Source organism: Streptomyces sp. NPDC107500 (genome assembly GCF_055582785.1).
The window spans coordinates 494,993-516,940 of sequence record NZ_JBVJPF010000007.1 but is presented as its reverse complement, the minus strand read 5'-3'; the positions used below and the strand labels follow the sequence as shown (position 1 = coordinate 516,940).

The window sequence follows — 21,948 nt, the reverse complement described above, 5'->3', positions numbered from 1 at the left end:
GGTGCGGTCAGGAGGGAGTGGTGAGCGCCGTGTCCACCTGGATCAGCCGGGGCCCGGCCGCCGGTTCGGCGAGGACGGCGCGCAGCTCCTCGGCGCCCTCGACGTGCCGGGCGGCGACGCCGTAGCCCTCCGCGATACGGGTGAAGTCCAGCCCCGGGATGTCGAGGCCGGGGGCGTCCGGCACGCCGAGCAGCCCGCCGAACCAGCGCAGCGCCCCGTACGTGCCGTTGCGCAGCAGTACGACGGTCAGCGGAACCCGGTGCTGCGCCGCCGTCCACAGTGCGGTGATGCCGTAGTTGGCCGAGCCGTCGCCGACCACCGCCACGACCGGGCGGTCGGGCCGGGCCATCGCGACACCCACCGCGCCGGGCAGGCCGAAACCGAGCCCGCCGGCCGCCGGGAAGTAGTAGGAGCCGGGGCGGCGCAGATCCATCTGGCGCCACCACGCCGCGTTGGTCGACGTCGACTCGACGACGTACGCCGTGTCCTCGGGCAGTTCGTCGCGCAGGGCAGCGAAGACCTGCTCGGGGTGGAGAGCGGGACCCTCGGCGGTGAGCGGTGCGGGCACCGGCCGGTAGGGCGCCGCGGGCCGCGCGGGCGCGTCCAGCGACTTCAGGAGCAGGTCGACGACGGCCGAGGGGTCGGCGACCAGGGCCTCGCCCATCGGCGCCCGCGCGGCGGCCGACGCGTCCCCGGTCACCTGGACCAGCCGGGTGCCTTCGGGAAGATAGGCGCCGGGGAGGTGCTCGTGGTAGCGGAAGACCGGCGCGCCCAGCACGAGCACGAGGTCGTGGCCCTCGAACGCCGCCGAGACCGGTGCGATCCCGGCGGGCAGCACCCCCTGGAACTGCGGGTGCCGGTTGGGGAAGGGCAGCCGGAACAGCGAGGGGGCCGCCCACACCGGAGCGCCCAGCCGCTCGGCCAGCCGGACCGCGTCGTCGAAGAGGCCGTCGGAGTCGATGTCGCCGCCCAGCACGAGGGCGGGGCGCCGGGCGGCGGCGACCCGCTCGACGAGCCGGTGACCCTGCCCGGCGCCGGGCACGGCGGCCAGCTCGACCCGCCGGTCCAGCACCGCCGCCGCGTTGTCGCCGGCCTCGGCCGACCAGTCGTCGTACGGCACCGAGAGGTACGTCGGCCGCCGCTGGAGCCGCGCCTCGAACACGGCCTGGGCGAGGGCGCGCGGCACGTCCTCGGCGCACGCCGGTTCCGCCGCCCAGCCCACCAGCGGCTTCATCAGTGCGGGGGCGTCGACGCTGGCCAGGTTGGCCTCCGGGCCGATCGCGGGCCTGACCTGCTGGCCGGCCAGCACCACCAGCGGGGTGCGCGCGGCCACCGCGTTCGTCAGCGCGCCCATCGCGTTGCCGGAACCGGAGGCGGCGTGCAGGTTGACCAGGACCGGGCGCCCGGTCGCCTGGGCGTACCCGTCGGCCATCCCGACGACGGCGCCCTCGTGCAGGCCGAGGACGTAGCGGAATCCGTCGGGCAGTCCGGCGAGGAAGGGCAGCTCGTTGGAGCCCGGATTGCCGAAGACGGTGGTGAGTCCCTGGCGCTCCAGGAAATCGTGGGAGACACGACGCACGGATGACACGGACGTTCCTTTCGAAGTGACGTCCGACACGCTAGGCACCCCGCGACATGGGCACCAATAGATGTTTCGGTGCCCCGATATAGACTCCGTCGATATGGGGAGCTTCGATCTCAACCTCGCCCGGGTCTTCGTGCTCCTGTACGAGACCGGCAGCGTCACGGCCACCGCCGAGACGCTGCACGTCACGCAGCCCACCGTCAGCTACAGCCTGGGCAAGCTCCGGCGCCACTTCGACGACGAGCTGTTCCGCCGCAACGGGCGCGGACTGACGCCCACGGCAGGCGCCCGGCGGCTGTACGAGCCGCTCCAGCGCGCCCTGGCGGAGATCGACGGGACGGTCCGGCAGGGCGACGTGTTCGACCCCGCGACCATGTCCGGGCGCTTCACCATCGCGCTGTCCGACCTCGGTGAGGCGACGCTGCTGCCGAGGCTGCTCGCCGCCGCGCGCGAGCGGGCGCCGGGCGTGTCGTTCACCGTCCGGCCCTTCGACGTGGAGGACGCCGAGAGCCAGCTGCGCCGCGGCGACCTCGACGTCTTCGTGGCCACCCCGGTGATCACCTCGCACCTGACCGTGCGGGTCCCGCTCTTCCGTGAGCGCTACGTCCTGATGGTCGCCGCGGACCATCCGCGCATCCGGGGCGACGCGGCCACGCTGGCCGACCTCGCCGCCGAGCACCACGCGACGGTGTTCGGGCCGAGCGGACACGTCGCGCCCCGGGCGGTGCTGGCCGCGCACGGACTCCTGGAACGGGTCGCCGTCGACGCCACCCGCTTCTCGATGCTGCCCTACCTGCTGGAGCAGACCGACCTCGTCGCGATCGTCCCCGAGTTCGTCGGCGAGGTCTTCACCGCCTCGCACCGGGTGCGCCTGGTGCGCCTGCCGTTCGAGACCGAGCCGATCGAGATCGCCCTGTACGCGCGCCACGAGTCCTCGCGCGCTCCCGCGCAGCGCTGGCTCGTCCAGTTCATGGCGGAGGTCCTGGGCGAACAGGTGAGCCCCGCCCAACTGCCGCCCACCGCCGCCCGCTGAGATCGGAGACCGCGCGAACTGCGGGTGTTTGCGGTCGCGGTGAGGGGCAATGCGGTGTCCATGAGCGATCCGAACAAGGACACGAACAAGAAGCCCACCACTACGCGGACCGCCGAGGCCAAGGCCGAGAGCGCCGCCAAGAAGGCGACCGCCCCCGCCTCCCGGGCGACACGGGCCGCCGCCGACAAGGCGGGTGACGCCACGTCGGCCGCCAAGGCCGGCGCCCAGCGTTCCGCCCAGGCCGCGAACGGTGCCGTGCAGACGGCGGCCAAGGGTGTCGAGGCGGGCCGTCAGGCCGTCATCACCACCTCCGGCCAGGTCGTTGCCGGGGCGAAGACCGCCTGGACGGTCATCGCCCACCGCAAGCTCGTCGCCGCGGGCGTCGGCGCCGGCATCACCGCCCTGAGCGCGGCCTCGTACGCGGTGGGCCGGCGGTCGGGCCGCCACGCGCAGGGGCCCCTCACCCGCATGACCGGCGGCCGGATCTGACGCCGTTACCGGACGGCCCCGGCCGGAAGGCACAGCGCCGCTCCCCGGACAGGGGAAGATGGGACCGCGAGCGAAGTCCCTACCGATGCGGAGGAGTGGGCGCATGCAGCACGACCGAGCCGGGAAGCCGGCCGGCCCCGAGGACCTGATCGACGTCGCCCGGCTGGTGACGGCGTACTACACCCTGCACCCGGACCCGTCGGAGCCCGCCCAGCGCGTGGCCTTCGGCACGTCCGGGCACCGGGGTTCGTCCCTCGCGACGGCGTTCAACGAGGACCACATCGCCGCCACCAGCCAGGCCATCTGCGAGTACCGCTCCGCGCAGGGCACCGACGGCCCGCTCTTCCTGGGTGCCGACACGCACGCCCTGTCCGAGCCCGCCAGGGTCACCGCGCTGGAGGTGTTCGCCGCCAACGACGTCACCGTCCTCATCGACACCGGCGACGGCTACACCCCCACCCCCGCGGTGTCGCACGCCATCCTCACCCACAACCGGGGCCGCGACTCGGGCCTCGCGGACGGCGTGGTCGTCACCCCCTCGCACAACCCGCCCGCCGACGGCGGCTTCAAGTACAACCCGCCCAACGGCGGACCGGCCGGTTCGGACGCCACCTCCTGGATCCAGGACCGGGCCAACGAGATCATCGCGGCCGGCCTGAAGGACGTACGGCGCATCCCCTACGCCCGGGCGCTCGCCGCCCCCGGCACCGGACGCTACGACTTCCTCGACCGCTACGTCTCCGACCTGCCGGCCGTCCTCGACCTCGACGCGATCCGCTCGGCCGGCGTACGGATCGGCGCCGACCCGCTGGGCGGCGCCTCCGTCGCCTACTGGGGCCGGATCGCCGAGCACCACCGCCTCGACCTGACCGTGGTCAATCCGCTCACCGACCCGACCTGGCGTTTCATGACGCTGGACTGGGACGGCAAGATCCGCATGGACTGCTCCTCGCCCCACGCGATGGCCTCCCTCATCGAGAAGCGCGACCGCTTCGCCATCGCCACCGGCAACGACGCCGACGCCGACCGGCACGGCATCGTCACCCCCGACGGCGGCCTGATGAACCCCAACCACTACCTCGCCACCGCCATCGCCTACCTCTACGCCCACCGCACCGAATGGCCCGCCGACGCGGGCGTGGGCAAGACGCTGGTCTCCTCCGGCATGATCGACCGGGTCGCCGGCGACCTCGGCCGGCGGCTGGTCGAGGTCCCGGTGGGCTTCAAGTGGTTCGTCGGCGGTCTCCTCGACGGCTCCCTCGGCTTCGGCGGCGAGGAGTCCGCGGGGGCGTCCTTCCTGCGCCGGGACGGTTCGGTGTGGACCACCGACAAGGACGGCATCATCCTCGCCCTGCTCGCCTCCGAGATCACCGCCGTCACCGGCCGGAGCCCCTCCGAGCACTACGCCGCGCTCACCGCCCGCTTCGGCGAACCCGCCTACGCCCGCATCGACGCCCCCGCCACCCGCGAGGAGAAGGCCCGGCTGGCCCGGCTGTCCCCGGCCGAGGTCACCGCCGACACGCTCGCCGGCGAGCCGGTGACCGCCGTCCTCACCGAGGCACCGGGCAACGGCGCGCCCATCGGCGGCATCAAGGTGACCACCGAGAACGCGTGGTTCGCGGCCCGCCCCTCCGGCACCGAGGACGTCTACAAGATCTACGGGGAGTCGTTCCTCGGCGCCGACCACCTCCGGCAGGTGCAGGACGAGGCCAAGCTCGTCGTCCTCGGCGCCCTGGGCGGCTGAGACCTCACCTCCGGCCGGCCGCGCCCTGCGCCCCGCGGCGCAGGGCCCAGGCCGGTGACCAGACCTCCGTGTCGAGCCGGACGGACGGGCGCGAGACGAGGTAGGCGTGCAGCGCGGCCAGCCCCGGATGCGCGTTGTCGGTGTGCCGGAGCAGGGAGTGCGGATAGACCGGCGCCGGATCGCGCACCGGGATGCGCCGCAGGTCGTGGCCGGCCGGCCAGACCAGCGGCGTGTGCTCGCTGAGGAAGGTCGACACCGTCGACGACTCGGAGATGGTGTCCAGGAGGGCCTCGACGCCGAAGTTCGGGCCGATCGCGTCCACGGTGAACCCGTACTCGGCCGCGAACGCGTCGTAGTAGGCCGACCACTCGGTGCCCGGGACGTTCCCGGGCATCCAGACGCGCTGCCCGGCGAGCTGCCCCGGGGTGACCGCCCGTGCCTTCGCGAACGGGTGGGCGGGCCCGGTGAACAACTGGAGCGGCTCGTCGAAGACCGGCGTGGCCTCGATGCCGTCGGGCAGCCGCCGGCCCGGCATGGTGACGCAGCGGAACGACGCGTCGATGGCCCCGGAACCGATGGCGGCGACGGCGGTGTGCGCGTCGGGGAGGGTGACCACGTCGAGGTCGACGTCGGGACGGGCGCGGTGGAAGTCACGCAGCAGACCGGCCGTCGCGGCCCGTCTGCCGATCACGTCCACCCGCAGCGGACGGCGCCCCGGCCGCACCGAGGCGACGGCCCGCTCCTCGGCGTCCAGCAGCGCACGGGCGTGCGGCAGGAACGCCTGCCCGTCGATCGTGAGCCGGGCTCCACGCGCGGTCCGGGTGAACAACGTCACCCCCAGGTCCTTCTCCAGCGCGGCGACCCGCTTGGACACGCCCTGCTGGGTGACGGTGAGCCGGGCGGCGGCGACCTGGAACTGCCCCGCCTCGGCGACGGCGACGAAGGTGCGTACGGCGCTGAGATCCACGACGGCCATCGTACGAGCGTGGTGCCGCTGCCACCCTGTGGTCGCTGCGGCCGGTGATGTTTCACGCATTCCTGGGTAGACGGGCTGGCGTAGCGGTCAAGGCTCAGGAAGAGGGCGGATCGGATGGACAGGGCTGCCCGGCATGAGGACCGGCGGAGTGAGCCGGTCAAGGTTTCGGCGGAGTACGAGGGCATTCCCGGCGACATCGCCCGGGGGCGCGAGCTGGCCCGGAGATTTCTCGCCCGGGTGCGGGCCGTGCAGGACCGCGCGGTGTCCGACCGCGCCGCGGACCTGCTCCAGCTCGTGGTGAGCGAGCTGCTGACGAACGCCTGCAAGTACGCGCCCGGCCCCTCGCTGGTCGACCTGGAGCTGGCCGACGACCTGGTCGAGGTCACCGTGTGGGACAGCGAGCCCGTGCTGCCCGTCGCCGAGGCCACCGATCCCGGGCGCATCGGCCGGCACGGGCTCGAGATCGTCATGGCCGTGTGCCACAGCTTCGAGGTGCACCGGGAACCCGTCGGCAAGCGCATGCGGGCCGCGCTGATGCTCACCGACGACCTGAACGGCACCGCCCTCGGGCACCCCTCCTGAGCCGCCGCCCGGTGGGCGTGTCGGCGCGGCGGAGTAGCCCTCGCGGGTGACGCCGTGTCAACGGGACCGGAAAGCGCATCAACTGCCGTTCTTCCAGGGCGCTTTGCATGCTCCGGCGGGTCCTCGCGAGAGGCCGGCGTTCACCCGGCTGAGCGCCTTGAGTGGTGCGAGTCGGACGGCTGACTGACGGTAATTCACGTCGGGGCCGGGTCACCTCAGCTGACGAAGCACCAGCTGCCCGGCCGTGACGGAAGGAACCACAGATGCGTTCTGCTCGCACGCTCCTGACCACGGCGGCCGCGTCGGCCGTCATCGTCCTCGGTGCCCCCGGCGCCTACGCGGCCTCCGCGGGCGACTGGGACCACGAGGACTCTTCCTACAGCAAGGAGCACGACAACGGAAGCAAGCACGAGAAGCCGCACGGCGGTATGCACACGGGCGGCGGAGCGCTGACCGCGGTGAACGAGGGTGACTGGGAGGGCGGCGAGTCCAAGAAGGACGAGGGCTCCGAGTACAAGCAGGACGAGGGCGAGAAGTCCTGGGAGGGCGGCAAGCACGAGAAGCCGCACGGCGGCATGCACACCGGCGGCGGCGCGCTGACCGCGGTCAACGAATGGGACGGCGGCGAGTCCAAGAAGGACGACGGCGGCTGGGACGGCGGCGAGTCCAAGAAGGACGAGGGCTCCGAGTACAAGCAGGACGAGGGCGAGAAGTCCTGGGGCGGCGGCCACGAGAAGCCGCACGGCGGCATGCACACCGGCGGCGGTGGCCTCGACACGCCGACCACCACCGCGGGCGGCCTCGCCGTCCTGGGCGTGGCCGGCGCCGGCCTGTACGCCGTCCGACGCAAGAAGTCGGTCAACGGAATGGCCTGAGCCGTGCCGGGCGCGATAGCGGCCGGGCCGCCACCAGGAACCCCGTGGCGGCCCGGCTCGCTGTCCCCCTCCGTGTCCGCCCTGCCGCCGTGCCCTACCGAGGTGGTCCTCGATGACAGTCCCCCCTTCGACCCCCGCCGACGACGAGAAGCCGTCGACCGGGCAGGGATCCCGCCCCGGCCTGATGGTGCTGTGCGGCGTGGCCCTGCTGATCCTGGCGGTCAGCCTGATCGGCGGCAACGACACGTCGACCGACTCGTCCCGCCCTCCGCTGCCCGCACAGCCCGCACAGCCCGCGACGTCGGCCTCGCCCAAGGCCGGCCCGTCCGCGACCGGCCAGTCCCGCACCCGCCCGGCCGGACCGGTGCTGCCCCGCTCGAAGCCGGTGCGGCTGCTGATCCCGGAGATCTCCGTCGACGCCCCCTTCACCGGCCTCGCCATCGGCGCGGGCGGACAGCTCCAGCCCCCGCCGGCCGCCGACACCAACCTCGTCGGCTGGTACGCCAAGGGCGTCTCCCCCGGGGAGCGGGGCACCTCGATCATCGCCGGGCACGTGGACACCAAGACGTCCGCGGCGGTCTTCGCCCGCCTGGGCCAACTGGACGAGGGAGACGTCTTCCACGTCCGGCGGGCCGACGGACGCAAGGCGTCCTTCGAGGTCGACGGCCTGGAGACCTTCGCGAAGGACGAGTTCCCCAGCCAACGCGTGTACGGGGACACCGACCGGGCCGAGGTACGGCTCATCACCTGCGCGGGCGACTACGACCGCCAGGCCAAGGACTACACGGACAACCTGGTCGTCTTCGCGCACCTCATCTGAGCCCGCGCGGGTCACCCGCGCAGTGCACACGAGTCGCGCCACGCCGGGGCCGGGCAGAAGATCGTCGGACACGCCGGCGTCGCAGCACCACTGGCGACGCCCAGTTCCGCCTCCGCGAAGGAGAGTGCGCAGGATGACCATCACGACCACTCCTGTATCCGACCCGTCGGCACGTCAGGTGTCGCACCAGGTCTCCCAGTCCGTGTTCGACGGCTCCCGCCTCCGGGTGGTCCTGCTCGTGGAGGTCTACGACGGGGCCCAGCAGCAGTTCCTGGAGACGTACGAGAACCTGCGCAGCCACGTCGAGTCCGTTCCCGGGCACATCGGCGAGCAGTTGTGCCAGTCCATCGAGAACCCCTCGCAGTGGCTCATCACCAGCGAGTGGGAGAGCGCCCCGCCGTTCCTGAACTGGGTGAGCAGTGAGGAACACGTGCGGATGGTCAAGCCGCTGCACAAATGCGTCCGGCACACCCGGTCGCTCCGTTTCCACGTGGTCCGCGAGACCGGCCGGCCGGAGGCGGACGCCGAACCCGGACGGGGCGGGCTCCAGTCGGCCCCCCGGATCGGTGACGGCGTGATCCGGCACGCCCTCACCTTCACGGTGAAGCCCGGCAGCGAGGAGACGGTCGCCAGGATTCTCGCCGACTACGCCTCGCCCGAGCCGCGCGTCGACGACACCACGCGCCTGTGCCGTACGTCCCTGTTCCTGCACGGCAACCGGGTGGTGCGGGCCATCGAGGTGCGCGGCGACCTGCTCGCGGCCCTGCGGCACGTGGCCGCGCAGCCCGAGGTGCGGGCCGTCGAGGAGGCCCTCAACCCCTATCTGGAGCAGGACCGGGATCTCGGCGATCCGGAGTCCGCGCGGGTGTTCTACACGCGGGCGGCGCTGCCCGCCGTGCACCACGTGACGGCGGCGGAGCGGGACCCGGCGGCCCAGCGTCAGGCGCTGTCCTACCCGGCCCGGCCGGGGCAGGGCATGCGGCTGGCGCAACTCCTCGCCGAGCGCGACGAGGCGGCGGCCGACGACCCGCGCAGCCCGGTGCTGAGCAGCACCATCTTCCAGCGCGACGAGATCGTGGTGCGGCTGGTCGATGTGCGCGGCGACCTCAGCGACGCCGACCCCGCGGGCACCCTCGGCCTCGCCGACGCCGCCGCGGTCACCGAGCTGACCACCCTGCTGGACGGTCGGGACCGGCCCGGCGACGCACTCGTCCGGGCCCTGGAGGGCGCCCGGATGGAACCGGTCACCGACCGGCGCGCGCCCGACGCCTGAGCCGGCGCCGGACGCCGCGGACACGCGACGGCCGCCGGACCGCATGTCGCGGTCCGGCGGCCGTCGCGTGTCCGTCCGGGCGTCGGATCACTCGGGGACGGTGCAGTCGAAGGCGTGCAGGTAGGGGTTGACCGGGCGGATGTCGTCGATGACGAGGCCGGCCTCGGTCAGCCGGCCGACCATGCTGTCGGTGGTGTGCTTCGCCCCGCCGACGTTGAGGAGCAGCAGCAGGTCCATCGCGGTGCTGAACCGCATCGACGGGGTGTCGTCGACGAGGTTCTCGATGACCACGACCCGGGCCCCGGGCCCGCCCGCCCGCATGACGCCGCGCAGGGCGCGGGCGGTGCTGTCGTCGTCCCACTCCAGGATGTTCTTGATGACGTACACGTCGGCCCGGACGGGGATGTCCTCGCGGCAGTCCCCGGGCACGATCCGCACCCGGTCCGCGAGCGAGCCGCCCTCGCGCAGCCGCGGGTCGGCGTTCTCCACGACCCTGGGCAGGTCGAGCAGGGTGCCGTGCATCGACGGGTACTTCTCCAGCAGGCTCGCCACCACGTGCCCCTGGCCGCCGCCGATGTCGGCGACCGAGGAACTGCCCGACAGGTCGAGGAGGGCCGCCACGTCCTGAGCCGACTGCCGGCTGGAGGTCGTCATGGCGCGGTTGAAGACCTCGGCCGACTGGGGAGCGTCCTCATTGAGGTAGGTGAAGAACTCCTTGCCGTACAGGCCCTCGACGACGTTGCGGCCGCTGCGCACCGCCTCGTCGAGCAGGGGCCACGCGTCCCAGGTCCACGGTTCGGTGCACCACAGGGTGATGTAGCGCAGGCTGTGCGGGTCGTCCTCGCGCAGCAGCCGGGACATGTCGGTGTGCGCGAACGTCCCGTTCTTCTGCTCGGCGAAGACGCCGTAGCAGGTCAGGGCCCGCAGCAGCCGGCGCAGCGGCTTGGGCTCGGCCTTCACCGCGCCCGCGAGGTCGTCCACGGTCATGGGGGTGTCCCCGAGGGCGTCGGCGACTCCGAGCCGGGCGGCCGTGCGGAGGGCGGCGGCACACGCCGCGCCGAACACGAGCTCCCTCAGCCGCATGGGCGGGGGTGGGGCGGTCTGTGCGGTCGTCATGTGCCGCTTCCCTTCCTTCTTCGGTACACGGGTGGCTGTGTCCGGCCGGTCAGCACAGTCCCGCGGGCTTGGAGGCGCCGCAGGTGTTGCCCTCGAAGGTGTTGTTCTTCCCGGTGGCCGCCGTCTCGGTGTTGACCAGGTCGGCGGGGGAGTTGTCGCGCAGCGAGTTGCCCTTGACCTCGTTCTTCTCGCTGGTGACACCCACGAAGCTCTTGAACAGGACGATGCCGCCCGACAGCGGGGACTTGCCCGAGTTCTCCCGCACCGTGTTGTCCGCGACCAGCACCTTCTCGGTGCCGGTCAGGACGATGCCGGAGCCCTGGAGGGCGTCGAGGCGCTCGGTCTTCGGGCAGGACTTGTTGTTGCCCACGACGTGGTTGTCGCGCACGACCAGGTCGCCGGCCTTGGGCTTGTTCTCGTCGCCGACGACGAACACGCCGGCGCAGTTGCCGGTGACGGTGTTGGCCGCGACGGCGAGGTTCCGCAGCCGCCGGACCGTGACGCCGATCCGGTTGCCCTCGAGGAGGTTGCGCGCGACGACCGTTCCCTCGGTGTCGGCCGCGCCCTTCTCGGCCGTGATGGTGTTGGCGAGGAAAATGCCCGCGTCGCCGTTGTCGAGGGCGGCGTTGCCGCGGAAGATGCCGTGGACCGACTGCTCCTGGGCGATGCCCCAGACGCCGTTCTTGACGGCCGTCACGTTCCGCACCGTCAGGCCGTCGGTGGCCGTCGCGTACAGACCGGCGCGGGTGAAGCCGGTCACCGTCAGGTCGGCGACGGTGACACCCTTGACGTTCTTGCCCTTCGCGCCGGTCACACAGATCCCGTTGCCGCTCTCGGCGCAGGTGTTGGCGGCCGCCTTCTTGGTGCCGGGCTCGAGGATCGTCTCGCGGCCCATGCCGCGCAGGGTGAGCCCGGGGGTGCTCACCTTGACGCTCTCGTGGTAGGTGCCGGGAGTGACGAGGACCGTGTCCCCCGATTCGGCGGCGTCCACCGCCTTCTGGATCGACTCTCCGGGCTTGACCACGTGGGTCATGGGAGCGGAGGACGCCGGAGCCGCTCCGAGCCCCGTACCGATCATCGCTGCGGTGCACACCAGGTACACGACATGGCATTTCTTCATATTCGGAAAGATATGCCGGACATATTCACGCGCGGCCTCGATGAGCCATCCGACGGCGTGTCAGGATGGCAACCTGAGCGGCATGGGCAAGACCGCACTGATCGTCATCGACATGATCAACACTTACGACCATCAGGACGCCGAAGCGCTGATCCCGGCCGCGGAGTCGGTGCTGCCGCAGCTGACCGGCCTGCTGGAGCGGGCGCGACGCCACCATGTCCCCGTGATCTACGTCAACGACAACTTCGGGGAGTGGCGCTCGCACCACGGCGAGATCCTCGACAAGGCCCTCTCGGGACCGCACGCGGGACTCGTCGAGCCGCTGCGGCCCGACGAGTCGTCCCTCTTCGTGGTCAAGGCACGCCACTCGATCTTCTTCGAGACCCCGCTGACCTATCTCCTCCACCAGCAGGGGATCGACCGGCTCGTGCTGTGCGGGCAGGTGACCGAGCAGTGTGTGCTCTATTCGGCGCTCGACGCCCACATCCGCCATCTCCAGGTCATCGTCCCGCGCGACGCGGTCGCCCACATCCACGCCGATCTCGCGGACGCCGCCCTGCGCATGATGGAGCGGAACATGGGTGCGCGGGTGTGCGACGGCGACGAATTGTGGACGTGAGGCGATCCGCGGCGCGGCGGGCCGGGAGAGCCGGCCGGTGTCAGGTCCGCAGGCTGCGCACGGGCAGGACGAGCTGCGCCGCCGTCCGCAGGGTGTCCTCGTGGTTGGCGAAGGCGGCGACCGCCTCGGCCTCGCCGGGCTCGCCGCCGGACCACGGGCGGGTGGCGAAGACGAGGCAGGCGTACCCGCGCTTGTCCACCGCCTCGCGCCATTGCGGCGTGGGCACGAACTGGGCGTTGACGCCCGGCATGGTGAGCGCCGCCGCACCGGGCACGACGAGCAGGCCGACCGGCAGGCCGGGCAGGCCGGTGGCGTCGAGCACGCCGTCGCCCACGGCGATCCCGGAGCGGCTCAGCAGCCCCTCGACGGCGGCCGGGGTCGCCTCCGGGCCGCCCTCGCCGTCGCCGAGGGAGCAGGCGAGGAGGAAGGGGACGTCGCCGTCGGGTGTCTCACGGCTCCAGGACATGATGACGAGCGTGCCGAGGTCGGCGGTTCGCAGGGGACGCGGGGCGGTGGAGATCGAGGTCATCGCGAAACCGTAAGCGCGCGCCCGGGCGCTCCCGGACGGCCGTCACCCGACCGGACGACGTCCTCGCCCTTCTTCACACGAACGAGGAGTCCGTCGAACGAGGGCGTGGCTCACCGCCGCGACAGCCGGCTGCGGATGTCGTCGAAGTGCCGGTGCACCGCCCGCTCCGCGGCCTCCGCGTCGCCCCCGCGCACGGCGTCGACGATCCTGGCGTGCATCCGGGCCAGTTCCTCGCCGTCGGCCGCCGCGCCCAGACCCTGGGCCTGGGTGCGCACCCGGTGGAAGGCGCTCCAGAAGGCGTCGAGGAGTTCGCTGAGCAGTCCGTTGTCCAGGGAGCGGTGCAGCACCCGGTGGAAGGCGCGGTCGGTGCGGGCCGCGATCTCGCCGGTCTCCCGCACCTCGGTGTGCATCGTCTCCACCAGCGCGTCCAGCTCGGCCAGGTCGGCGTCGGGCAGCCGTCCCGCCAGCCGGTGCATGAGCCCCGCCTCCAGGGCCTCGCGCAACTGCAGCAGTTCGAGCATGCTGCCCTGGCCCCGTCGGTGCCCGACCACGGTGCGGAACGCCATGGCCTCGGTCATCGGCTCCAGCGACATGGTGCCGACGTAGGTGCCGAAGCCGCGCCGGATCTCGACGATGTGCATGGCCTGGAGTGACTTGAGCGCCTCGCGCAGCGAGTTGCGGCTGACGCCGAACCGCTCCATCAGCTCCGTCTCGGTGGGCAGCGGGTCGCCGGGGCCCAGGCCCTCCTCGACGATCAGCTCCTTGATCCGCTCCTCGGCGTCGGCGGCGACCGAGCCCATGTGGCGTCCCCTCTCGACCCTTGACATCCCCTGGTCCGTCATGTGTCACTCTAACAGGACGTAGGACGTCCTACGTCCTCGGGTTCCGGGAACCCGGGCGCCTTGCCGCGCCCTGCCCCGGGACGGAAACACGGCACGACCTGGAGTCACCGCATGCCCATCCCCACGCCGCTGCACGGCGTCATCCCCCCGGTCATCACCCCGCTCACCCCGGCAGGGGAGGTCGACACCGGGTCGGTGCGCCGACTGACCGAGCACCTGATCACAGCCGGTGTGCACGGTCTGTTCCTGCTGGGGTCCAGCGGCGAGACCGCGTACCTCACGGACGCCCAGCGGCTGACCGCGCTCGAAGCGGCCGTGGACGCCGCCGCCGGCCGCGTCCCCGTGCTCGCCGGGGTCATCGAGACCACCACGGCCCGGGTGCTGGACCGGGCGGCCGACGCGGTCCGGGCCGGCGCCGACGCGCTCGTGGCCACGGCACCCTTCTACACCCGCACCCACCCGGTGGAGATCGCCGGCCACTTCCGGCGGATCCGCGAGGGCGCGGACCTGCCGCTGTTCGCCTACGACATCCCGGTCGCCGTGCACACCAAGCTGCCCCGCGACGTGGTCCTCGGCCTGGCCGCCGACGGCACGCTCGCCGGGCTGAAGGACTCCAGCGGCGACGAGGGCTCCCTGCGCCGGCTGCTGGTCGAACTGCGCCCGCGCACCCCGGACTTCTCGGTGCTCACCGGCTCCGAACTCACCGTGGACGGCGCGCTCCTCGCCGGTGCGGACGGCGTCGTGCCCGGCCTCGGCAACGTCGACGCGCACGGCTACGTACGCCTCTACGCGGCCGCCCGGGCGGGTGACTGGACCGCCGCCAGGGCGGAGCAGGACCGGCTCGCGGCCCTGTTCTCCCTCACCGACGCGGGCGACCCCGCTCTGATGGGTCCCAGCTCCAGCGCGCTCGGCGCCTTCAAGGCCGCCGCCCGGCTGCTGGGCCTCATCGACTGCGCGGCCACCGCGGCACCGCAGGTGCCGCTCGACGAGGCGGCCGTGGCCCGCGTCCGCACCCGGCTCACCGAGGCCGGACTCCTGTGATCCCCGGACCGGGGCCGCCGGCCCGGCCCCGGTCCCACCCCCGCTCCCGTACCGCTGTCCGTCCCCCCACGCGCGACTTTCCACCCGCATTGGATCCGTCATGTCATCTGCGCGCCCCACCCCGACCGCCCCGCCCTGGTACCGCGAGATCACGCGGGAGAAGTGGAAGTCCTTCTTCGCCGCCTGGATCGGCTACCTCCTCGACGGCTTCGACTTCGTGCTCATCACCCTCGTGCTGACCGAGATCGCCGACGACTTCGGGCTGTCCACCGTCGAGTCCGCGAGCCTGGTCTCCGGGGCCTTCATCACCCGCTGGCTCGGCGGCGCCGTGCTCGGCGCGCTCGGCGACCGCTTCGGCCGCAAGAGCGCCATGGTGGCCAGCATCCTGCTGTACTCGGTCGGCACCTTCGCCTGCGGCTTCGCCTGGGACTACACCAGCCTGTTCACCGCCCGTCTGCTGATCGGCATGGGCATGGCCGGTGAGTACAGCGCCAGCGCCACCTACGTGCTGGAGAGCTGGCCCGCCCGGCTGCGCAACCGCGCCTCCGGCTTCCTCATCTCCGGGTTCTCCCTGGGCGGCGTCCTGGCGGCCGAGGTCTACGAGCACGTGGTGCCGGGGCACGGCTGGCGCTGGCTGTTCTACATCGGCCTCTTCCCGGTCGTCGTCGCGCTGTGGGTGCGGCGGGCGCTGCCCGAGGCCGACGACTGGGAGGCCCGGGTGGGCGCCACCGGCGAGCGGCCCAACCCCTTCCGGCCGCTGTTCGCGGGCCGGCGCCGGGCGACGGTCAACACGGTGCTCGCCGTCGTCGCCACGGGCGCGCTGTTCGCGGTCTTCACCCCGCTCGGCGCGGGAGCGGTGCCCGTCCTCTCCGTCGTGGCCACGGCCTGTCTCCTCGCCTTCGCCGTGCAACTGGGCGGGCGCAAGCGCTGGCTGCTCTTCGTCGCGCTCTGCGTCACCGTCTTCTGCGCCTTCCTCTACAGCTGGCCGGTCCAGGCCCTGCTGCCCACCTACCTCAAGAGCGAACTCGGCTTCACCCCCGCGCAGGTCAGCGACGCGCTCTATTACGCCGGGTTCGGCACGATGGCCGGCTGCATCGTCACCGGCTTCATCGGGGACCGGTTCGGCACCCGCAGGGCGTACGCCTGCACACTGGCCGTCGGCATCGCCTTCGTCTTCCCCGTCTTCGCCATCCGCGACAGCCAACTCGGTCTGGGCATCCTGCTGTTCCTCATGCTCGCCTGCATGCAGGGCATCTCCGGGCTGCTGCCGAAGTACATCGCCGGGCACTTCCCGACCGAGACCCGCGCGGCGTCCCTCGGCTTCACCTACAACGTCGGCGCGCTGGGCGGCGCCGTCGCCCCCGTGCTCGGTGCCCGGCTGGCGTCGAGCATGTCGCTGGGGCAGTCGCTCGCGGTGCTCACCTTCTCGCTGACCCTGGTGGTCATCCTGCTGATCGGCTTCGACGTCCCGAGCCGGCTCAACCGTCTCGTCGACCCCGAGGCCGTGCCGGACTACCTGGCCACCGAGGCGGCGGTGGAGAGCCCGCCGTCCGTACCGACGGCGAAGTGAGGCGGACGCCGGCCGGAGGGTGGTTCGCCTGCTCCGACCGGCGTAAGGAGGTGGCGGACGGTGCGTCGTCATGTCATCACGTGCGGTAACAGTCCCAGTATGATCTGTAGACGAAATGCTCATCGGAGTGACGTGTGCGGCGCACACCGCCGTGGGGTCCGGATCGCCGCGGCGGCGCTGCTCGCCACGACCGCACTGGGCGCCACCACCGAAGCGGCCGCCTCGCCCTCCGTCCCCCTGCGCACCGACTGGGACGCCATCGCCGCCTGCGAGTCGGGCGGCAACTGGAAGGCCAACACCGGCAACGGCTACTACGGCGGTCTGCAGTTCAGGACGTCGAGCTGGATCGCGGCCGGGGGTCTCAAGTACGCCCCGCGCGCGGACCTCGCCAGCCGCGCCGAGCAGATCGCCGTCGCCGAGCGCCTGGCCCGGATCCAGGGAATGAACGCCTGGGGCTGCGCCTGATGTTCCCGCCCGGCGGTCCTGGGCAGACGTAGGGGTGTGAGCCGCCCGGCCGCAGGAGGGCGAAGGAGGGCTCGGCAGACATGCCACGTCTCCCAGGTGACCGCCTCCCCGACCCGCGCGCACGGCTGGGAGAGATGATCTTCTCCCGCGTGGCGGGCCCGGAGGGTCCGGGCAACCGTGCCCGCATCCACGACACACCGGGCCCGCGCTGGTTCGGCCCGGAGCGGCCGATCCGGCGGGTGCACGGGGACGCCTCCATGTTCATCGGCGGCCTGTCCGCCCTGCTGCTCCAGTCGCTCCACCCCCTCGCCATGGCCGCGGTCGCCGCGCACTCCGGCTTCCGCGGCGACCCCTGGGGCCGGCTCCAGCGCACCAGCACCTTCCTGGCGGTCACCACCTACGGCACGGCGGACAGCGCACAGGAGGCCTGCGAGCGGGTACGGGCCGTCCACGAGAGGGTGCGGGGCGTCACGGCCGAGGGGGAGGAGTACGGCGCCGCCGACCCGCACCTGCTGTGCTGGGTGCATGTGGCGGAGGCCGACAGCTTCCTGCGCGCCCACCAGCGGTACGGCGCCCACCCCCTGGACGACGACGGGTGCGACGGCTACGTGGCCGACATGGCGCGCATCGCCACCGCGCTCGGCGTGCCGGATCCACCCGTCGACCGCGCCGGACTCACCGAACGGATCGCCGCCTACCGCGGCGAACTGCGTGCGACCGCCGAGGCGCGCAGCACCGCCCGCTTCCTGCTGCTCAGGCCGCCCATCCCGCTGCTCGCGCGGCTGCCCTACGGGTTGCTCGCCGCGAACGCGGTGTCCCTGCTGCCGGTCTGGGCCTCACGCGCCCTGAGCCTGCCGCGCGTACCCCCGGCCGAGGGCGTGTGCGTGCGCCCGCTCGGGTCGGCCGTGACCGCGGGCATCCGCTGGGCGATGACGCCGCCCCGGGACGCTGCGTAGCGACGGGCCGCCCGCCGTACGGTACGCCGTGTTGACCGGGGTAATCCGTGGGCGTGCACTTGCGCCGGATCGTGGCCGCCAGGCGTTTTCCCCCGACGGGGGACGGGCAGTCCCCGGCGGGGGAGCGGAGGGCCGGCCCCGGACGTGCGTCACGCGGACCCGTCCGGGTCCGGCCTCCGGCCCTCGTGCCTCAGTGCGGGACCGACGCGGCGGGCCGCGGCAGTCCGTAGTGCCCGCGCAGCGTCGCCGCGTCGTACGCGGTGCGGAACAGGCCGCGCGCCCGCAGGATCGGGACCACCTGGTCGGCGAAGAGGTCGAAGCCGCCCGACAGCCACGGCGGCATGACGTTGAAGCCGTCGGCGGCTCCCTGCTCGAACCACTCCTGGATCTGGTCGGCCACCTGCTCGGGGGTCCCGGCCACCACGCGGTGGCCGCGCGCGCCCGCGAGGCGGTGCATGAGCCCGCGCACCGTGGGCTGTTCGCGGTCGATGATGTCCAGGACGAGCTGGAAGCGGCTGCCGTTGCCGCGTTCGCCCCGGGTCTCGATGAGCCGGCGGGGGACCGGCCCGTCCAGCTGGTCCGCGGTGAGGTCGAGACCCAGCAGACGCCGGAGCAGCTGGAGCGAGTACTCGGGCTGGGTGAGTTCGTCGAACTCCGCGTGCAGTGCCCGTGCCTCGGCCTCGGTCGCACCGATGAAGGGGCTGATGCCGGGCAGGACGAGCAGCCGGCCGGGGTCACGGCCGAGGGCCGCGGCCCGCGCCTTGAGGTCGGCGTAGAACTCCTGCCCGCTCCGCAGCGTCTGGTGCGCGGTGAACACCGCCTCCGCGCAGGCCGCGGCGAAGGAGCGGCCGTCCTCGGAGGACCCGGCCTGGACGTACACCGGGCGGCCCTGCGGGGAGCGGGGGAGATTCAGCGGGCCGCGCACCTTGAGACGGCGGCCCGAGTGGCCGATCTCGTGGATGCGGTCGGTGTCGGCGAACACACCGGTCTTCTGGTCGACGACCAGCGCCTCGTCCTCCCAGCTGTCCCAGAGTTTCGTCACCACGTCGACGAACTCCCGTGCGCGGTCGTACCTTTCGGCGTGCACCGGATGTCCGTCGAGGCCGAAGTTCTCCGCGGCCTGGGGGGCGCCGGTGGTGACGATGTTCCAGCCGGCCCGGCCCCTGCTGAGGTGGTCCAGCGAGGCGAACAGGCGCGCCAGGTTGTACGGCTCGGTGTACGTGGTCGAGGCCGTCGCGATCAGGCCGATCCGTTCGGTGGCCGCGGCGATCGCCGACAGCCAGGTGAACGGTTCGAGCCGGAAGCGGCTCGCGTATCGGACGTTGTCGGCCAGCGACGGACCGTCGGCGAAGAACACGGCGTCGAACGCGGCCGCCTCGGCCCGGCGGGCCAGCTCCTGGTAGAAGCCGATGTCGAGGATGCGGCCGGGGTCGGTGCCGTGGTACCGCCAGGCGGCCTCGTGATGGCCGCCCGGATAGACGAACAGGTTCAGGTGCAGGCTGCGGGCGCTCATGCCGCGGTCTCCTCCTCGATCGGCCCGGCGCTCTCGGAGTTCCGCACGCCCAGCCGGGCCAGCAGCCGGCCGCGCAGGGCGGTGTACTCGGCGCCCGCGTGGTCCCGCGGTGCCGGGAGCCGCACGGGAAGGTCGGCCGCGATCCGGCCCCGGTCCAGCACCACCACCCGGTCCGCGAGCGCGATGGCCTCGTCGACGTCGTGCGTCACCAGGAGCACGGCCGGCCGGTGCCGCTCGCACAGCCGCCGCAGCAGGGCGTGCATCCTGATCCGGGTCAGCGCGTCCAGCGCGCCGAACGGCTCGTCCGCCAGCAGCAGCCGGGGTTCGCGTACCAGGGACCTCGCCAGCGAGACACGCTGCTGTTCGCCGCCCGACAGCTCCACCGGCCAGGCCCGTTCGCGTCCGGCGAGGCCGACCTCGGCGAGGGCGGCCCGGCCCCGGTCCTCGGCGAAGGGCCCGGTCAGGCCCAGCACGACGTTGTCGAGCAGCCGCTTCCAGGGCAGCAGCCGCGCGTCCTGGAAGACGACGGACACATGGTCGGGTGCGGTCAGTCGACCGCTGCCCGCCACCTCGTGGTCGAGGCCGGCCAGGGCGCGCAGCAGCGTGCTCTTGCCGGACCCGCTGCGGCCCAGCAGTGCCACGAACTCCCCGGGCGCGATGGACAGGTCGAGCCCGTCCAGCACCCTGCGCTCGCCGAAGGAACGCACCAGGTTCTCGATGCGGACCGTCACGCGGTCCGCCGTGTTCAGCCCGCCAGCGTCCGCCGCCATGACAGGGCCCTCCTCTCCACCAGACGTACGAGGGCGTCGGAGACCAGACCGAGCAGGCCGTACACCACGAGACCGACGATGATGACGTCGGTCTGCCCGTACGTCCGGGCCAGTTCCATCATGTAGCCGATGCCGCTGGTGGCGTTGACCTGCTCCACCACGACGAGTGCCAGCCAGGCGCCGGTCACCGCGAAGCGCATGCCGAGCAGGAAGCCGGGCAGGGCGCCGGGCAGCACGACGTGCCGGACGAAGCCGAGCCTGCCCAGGCGCACGGTCTCCGCCAGTTCGGCGTAGCGGTTGTCGATGGCGCGCAGTCCGTTGTGCGTGTGGATGTAGACCGGCACGAGGACACCGAGCGCGATCGTGATCACCTTCATCGTCTCGCCGATGCCGAACCAGAGGATCAGCAGCGGGATCAACGCCAGCGAGGGGATCGACCTCTTGATCTGCACCGGGCCGTCGATCACGGCCTCGCCGAGGCGGCTGAGCCCGGAGACGAGGGCGAGGACCAGCCCGGCCACGACCCCGAACAGCAGCCCCAGCAGGGCACGTTGGGCGGAGGTGGCGAGGTGGGACTGGAGCTTGCCGTTGCCGATGAGGTCGCCCGCGGTGCCGGCGATGGTCCAGGGCGCGGGGAGGCTGCGGACGTCGAAGACGCCCAGTCCCGAACCCGCCGCCCAGAGCGCGAGCAGCAGGACCGGGCCGATCGCCCAGCCGTACCGCACGGGTTTGCCGGGGCCCGGCCGGTGCCGTCGTGGCCCGCGCGCAGGCACCTGGTCCGGCGGGGCCTCGGTGGCCGGGAGCGCCCGCTTGTCGAAGATCGTGGTGCTCATGACGACGTCCCTTCACCGGCAACGGCCTCGGCGGCCACCGGCTCGTAGCGGCGGTCGAAGAGGAGCCCCGCGTCGAACGGCTCGCGGTCCTGCTCCTTCGCCAGCAGGTCGATGGTCTGCTGCTGCCGGTGGATGGCGTCGGTCCAGTCCGCCGGAAGATCGGGGTGGCCGATGCGCCGGACCAGGTATTCGCCGTCCTCCTTGCTGAGTCCCTGGTCCTCGACGTAGTAGCCCGCCACCCATTCCTCGGGATGCCTGTCGATCCATATCTGCGCCCGGGCCCAGAACTTCACGAGTTCCCGGAGGGCGGCCGACTTCTGCGCGTCGGCGACGGATTCCGTCAGCGCCCACAGGTGTGCCGGGTCGTCCCGGAGCCCGTGCCTGACCGTCGCGCCGCCCTCCTTGCCGTAGTTGGCCAGGTACCGCTTGATGTTGACGTCCGCGATGGGTGCGGCGTCCACCTGGTGGTTGCCGAGCGCGGTGGGATAGACGTCGCCGGTGCTCGCGAGTTCGACGAGTTCGACGTCCCGCTGGGTGAGACCGGCCTTCTTGAGAATGCGCAGGACGAGTGCTCCCTGGGCCTGCCCCGGGCTGTAGGCGATCTTCTTGCCCCGCAGGTCGGCGAGGGTCTTGATGCCGGAGCCCGGGGCGGTGCCCAGCTCGTAGATGGGGTTCTTGTACGGGTCCGCGCGGAACCTGACCGCCACGAGCTTCGTGTCGAGACCCGTCCAGTGGGCGTTGATCGACGGGATGTCGGCGGCCGAGCAGACGTCGAGTGCGTCGGCCCGGAAGGCCTCCGAGCACTGGGGGCCGCCGCTGATGTTGGCCCACTTCACCTTGAAGGGCAGTTCGTCGATCTGCCCGGACAGCTCCAGGGCGACCTTGAGGTCGGGGGCTCCGACGGTGAGCGTGGTGTCCCGGGCGACGGCGGCCGGGATCCTCTCGTCCGAGACGTCCTCGCTGGTCGCGGTCTGCGCCGGGGCCACACAGCCGGTGACGGTAAGGGAAAGGGCCAGTGCGGCCAGGGCGGGAAAGCGCCGGAATCCGGGCAGGGGTGTGCGAGAGGTCATCACGGCCTTCACGGGGAGCGGAGGAAGAGGGCAGCGGGCGGTGTGGTTCAGCTACACACCGCGGTGGCGACGCGCATCAGATCGATGGCCCGTCGCTTCGTGAACTGCCGGGATTTCCGCATGCCGT

At 72.5% G+C, this 21,948-nt stretch carries 23 protein-coding genes; 12 read left to right on the top strand and 11 right to left on the bottom strand.

Annotation, left to right across the window (positions count from 1 at the left end):
• Positions 1-7: 7 nt before the first annotated feature.
• Positions 8-1,588 (bottom strand): benzoylformate decarboxylase, encoded by a 1,581-nt coding sequence (mdlC, locus tag ACZ67M_RS28820; RefSeq protein WP_469853495.1) that lies wholly within the window; start codon positions 1,586-1,588, stop codon positions 8-10.
• A 94-nt stretch (positions 1,589-1,682) separates the two neighbouring features.
• Between mdlC and ACZ67M_RS28815 the strand changes: the two genes are divergently transcribed.
• From ACZ67M_RS28815 to pgm, 3 genes are all read left to right on the top strand, one after another.
• Positions 1,683-2,618 (top strand): LysR family transcriptional regulator, encoded by a 936-nt coding sequence (locus ACZ67M_RS28815; RefSeq protein ID WP_307009325.1) that lies wholly within the window; start codon positions 1,683-1,685, stop codon positions 2,616-2,618.
• Between the two features lie 60 nt (positions 2,619-2,678).
• Positions 2,679-3,107: a hypothetical protein gene (locus tag ACZ67M_RS28810; protein ID WP_260473973.1), complete on the top strand. Its 429-nt coding sequence runs from the start codon at positions 2,679-2,681 to the stop codon at positions 3,105-3,107.
• A gap of 103 nt (positions 3,108-3,210) precedes the next feature.
• Positions 3,211-4,851: a phosphoglucomutase (alpha-D-glucose-1,6-bisphosphate-dependent) gene (pgm, locus tag ACZ67M_RS28805; protein WP_382810702.1), complete on the top strand. Its 1,641-nt coding sequence runs from the start codon at positions 3,211-3,213 to the stop codon at positions 4,849-4,851.
• 4 nt (positions 4,852-4,855) lie between these two features.
• On the opposite strand, the gene ACZ67M_RS28800 is transcribed toward pgm, so the two are convergent.
• Positions 4,856-5,827 carry a LysR family transcriptional regulator gene (locus ACZ67M_RS28800; RefSeq protein ID WP_467322560.1) on the bottom strand — a complete coding sequence of 324 codons (972 nt, stop codon included), beginning with the start codon at positions 5,825-5,827 and terminating at the stop codon, positions 4,856-4,858.
• 114 nt (positions 5,828-5,941) lie between these two features.
• On the opposite strand from ACZ67M_RS28800, the gene ACZ67M_RS28795 reads away from it, so the two are divergent.
• The 4 genes from ACZ67M_RS28795 (at position 5,942) to ACZ67M_RS28780 (ending at position 9,377) form a co-directional block, all read left to right on the top strand.
• The gene (locus ACZ67M_RS28795; RefSeq protein ID WP_361362667.1) at positions 5,942-6,409 is read left to right on the top strand and encodes an ATP-binding protein; all 468 of its coding nucleotides are present in this window, start codon (positions 5,942-5,944) and stop codon (positions 6,407-6,409) included.
• Positions 6,410-6,672: 263 nt separating this feature from the next.
• The gene (locus tag ACZ67M_RS28790; RefSeq protein WP_361362669.1) at positions 6,673-7,284 is read left to right on the top strand and encodes a hypothetical protein; all 612 of its coding nucleotides are present in this window, start codon (positions 6,673-6,675) and stop codon (positions 7,282-7,284) included.
• A gap of 112 nt (positions 7,285-7,396) precedes the next feature.
• Positions 7,397-8,104, top strand: coding sequence for a class F sortase (locus ACZ67M_RS28785; RefSeq protein ID WP_385799746.1), 708 nt, complete (start codon positions 7,397-7,399; stop codon positions 8,102-8,104).
• 133 nt (positions 8,105-8,237) lie between these two features.
• Positions 8,238-9,377: a SchA/CurD-like domain-containing protein gene (locus ACZ67M_RS28780; RefSeq protein ID WP_469853492.1), complete on the top strand. Its 1,140-nt coding sequence runs from the start codon at positions 8,238-8,240 to the stop codon at positions 9,375-9,377.
• 87 nt (positions 9,378-9,464) lie between these two features.
• On the opposite strand, the gene ACZ67M_RS28775 is transcribed toward ACZ67M_RS28780, so the two are convergent.
• Both ACZ67M_RS28775 and ACZ67M_RS28770 read right to left on the bottom strand, forming a co-directional pair.
• A complete protein-coding gene (locus ACZ67M_RS28775; RefSeq protein WP_361362678.1) occupies positions 9,465-10,493 on the bottom strand; it encodes a methyltransferase in 1,029 nt (342 codons plus the stop codon).
• A 49-nt stretch (positions 10,494-10,542) separates the two neighbouring features.
• A complete protein-coding gene (locus tag ACZ67M_RS28770; RefSeq protein WP_385799742.1) occupies positions 10,543-11,613 on the bottom strand; it encodes a right-handed parallel beta-helix repeat-containing protein in 1,071 nt (356 codons plus the stop codon).
• Positions 11,614-11,695: 82 nt separating this feature from the next.
• On the opposite strand from ACZ67M_RS28770, the gene ACZ67M_RS28765 reads away from it, so the two are divergent.
• Positions 11,696-12,232 carry a cysteine hydrolase family protein gene (locus ACZ67M_RS28765; RefSeq protein WP_469853490.1) on the top strand — a complete coding sequence of 179 codons (537 nt, stop codon included), beginning with the start codon at positions 11,696-11,698 and terminating at the stop codon, positions 12,230-12,232.
• Between the two features lie 40 nt (positions 12,233-12,272).
• Here the strand turns inward: ACZ67M_RS28765 and ACZ67M_RS28760 are convergent, their stop codons facing one another.
• Together ACZ67M_RS28760 and ACZ67M_RS28755 are read right to left on the bottom strand one after the other, a co-directional pair.
• On the bottom strand, positions 12,273-12,761 hold the full coding sequence (locus ACZ67M_RS28760; protein WP_469853488.1) for a DUF5949 family protein: 489 nt from the start codon (positions 12,759-12,761) through the stop codon (positions 12,273-12,275).
• 110 nt (positions 12,762-12,871) lie between these two features.
• A complete protein-coding gene (locus ACZ67M_RS28755; RefSeq protein ID WP_392104441.1) occupies positions 12,872-13,561 on the bottom strand; it encodes a FadR/GntR family transcriptional regulator in 690 nt (229 codons plus the stop codon).
• A gap of 153 nt (positions 13,562-13,714) precedes the next feature.
• Here ACZ67M_RS28755 and ACZ67M_RS28750 point away from each other — a divergent pair, with 153 nt between their 5' ends.
• The 4 genes from ACZ67M_RS28750 to ACZ67M_RS28735 all read left to right on the top strand — a co-directional run bounded on the left by ACZ67M_RS28750 (position 13,715) and on the right by ACZ67M_RS28735 (position 17,635).
• Entirely contained in the window at positions 13,715-14,644 is a 930-nt protein-coding gene (locus ACZ67M_RS28750; protein ID WP_469853486.1) for a dihydrodipicolinate synthase family protein, read from the top strand.
• Between the two features lie 100 nt (positions 14,645-14,744).
• Positions 14,745-16,214, top strand: coding sequence for a sialate:H+ symport family MFS transporter (locus ACZ67M_RS28745; RefSeq protein ID WP_392236267.1), 1,470 nt, complete (start codon positions 14,745-14,747; stop codon positions 16,212-16,214).
• Between the two features lie 99 nt (positions 16,215-16,313).
• Positions 16,314-16,679: a transglycosylase family protein gene (locus ACZ67M_RS28740; protein WP_392014685.1), complete on the top strand. Its 366-nt coding sequence runs from the start codon at positions 16,314-16,316 to the stop codon at positions 16,677-16,679.
• Positions 16,680-16,759: 80 nt separating this feature from the next.
• Complete coding sequence (locus tag ACZ67M_RS28735) at positions 16,760-17,635, top strand: oxygenase MpaB family protein (RefSeq protein WP_469853484.1); 876 nt, start codon at positions 16,760-16,762, stop codon at positions 17,633-17,635.
• Positions 17,636-17,825: 190 nt separating this feature from the next.
• Here the strand turns inward: ACZ67M_RS28735 and ACZ67M_RS28730 are convergent, their stop codons facing one another.
• From ACZ67M_RS28730 to ACZ67M_RS28710, 5 genes are read right to left on the bottom strand one after another with little or no spacing between them, the layout of a single operon-like run.
• Positions 17,826-19,148 (bottom strand): LLM class flavin-dependent oxidoreductase, encoded by a 1,323-nt coding sequence (locus tag ACZ67M_RS28730; RefSeq protein WP_469853482.1) that lies wholly within the window; start codon positions 19,146-19,148, stop codon positions 17,826-17,828.
• Positions 19,145-19,918, bottom strand: a complete 774-nt coding sequence (locus ACZ67M_RS28725; protein WP_467322574.1) for an ABC transporter ATP-binding protein — start codon at positions 19,916-19,918, stop codon at positions 19,145-19,147. The genes ACZ67M_RS28730 and ACZ67M_RS28725 overlap by 4 nt, the downstream gene beginning before the upstream one ends.
• Positions 19,894-20,751, bottom strand: coding sequence for an ABC transporter permease (locus ACZ67M_RS28720; RefSeq protein WP_469853480.1), 858 nt, complete (start codon positions 20,749-20,751; stop codon positions 19,894-19,896). The genes ACZ67M_RS28725 and ACZ67M_RS28720 overlap by 25 nt, the downstream gene beginning before the upstream one ends.
• Entirely contained in the window at positions 20,748-21,821 is a 1,074-nt protein-coding gene (locus ACZ67M_RS28715; protein ID WP_385799724.1) for an ABC transporter substrate-binding protein, read from the bottom strand. The genes ACZ67M_RS28720 and ACZ67M_RS28715 overlap by 4 nt, the downstream gene beginning before the upstream one ends.
• 47 nt (positions 21,822-21,868) lie before the next feature.
• The gene (locus ACZ67M_RS28710) at positions 21,869-21,943 is read right to left on the bottom strand and encodes a putative leader peptide (protein ID WP_352157278.1); all 75 of its coding nucleotides are present in this window, start codon (positions 21,941-21,943) and stop codon (positions 21,869-21,871) included.
• Positions 21,944-21,948: the final 5 nt, after the last annotated feature.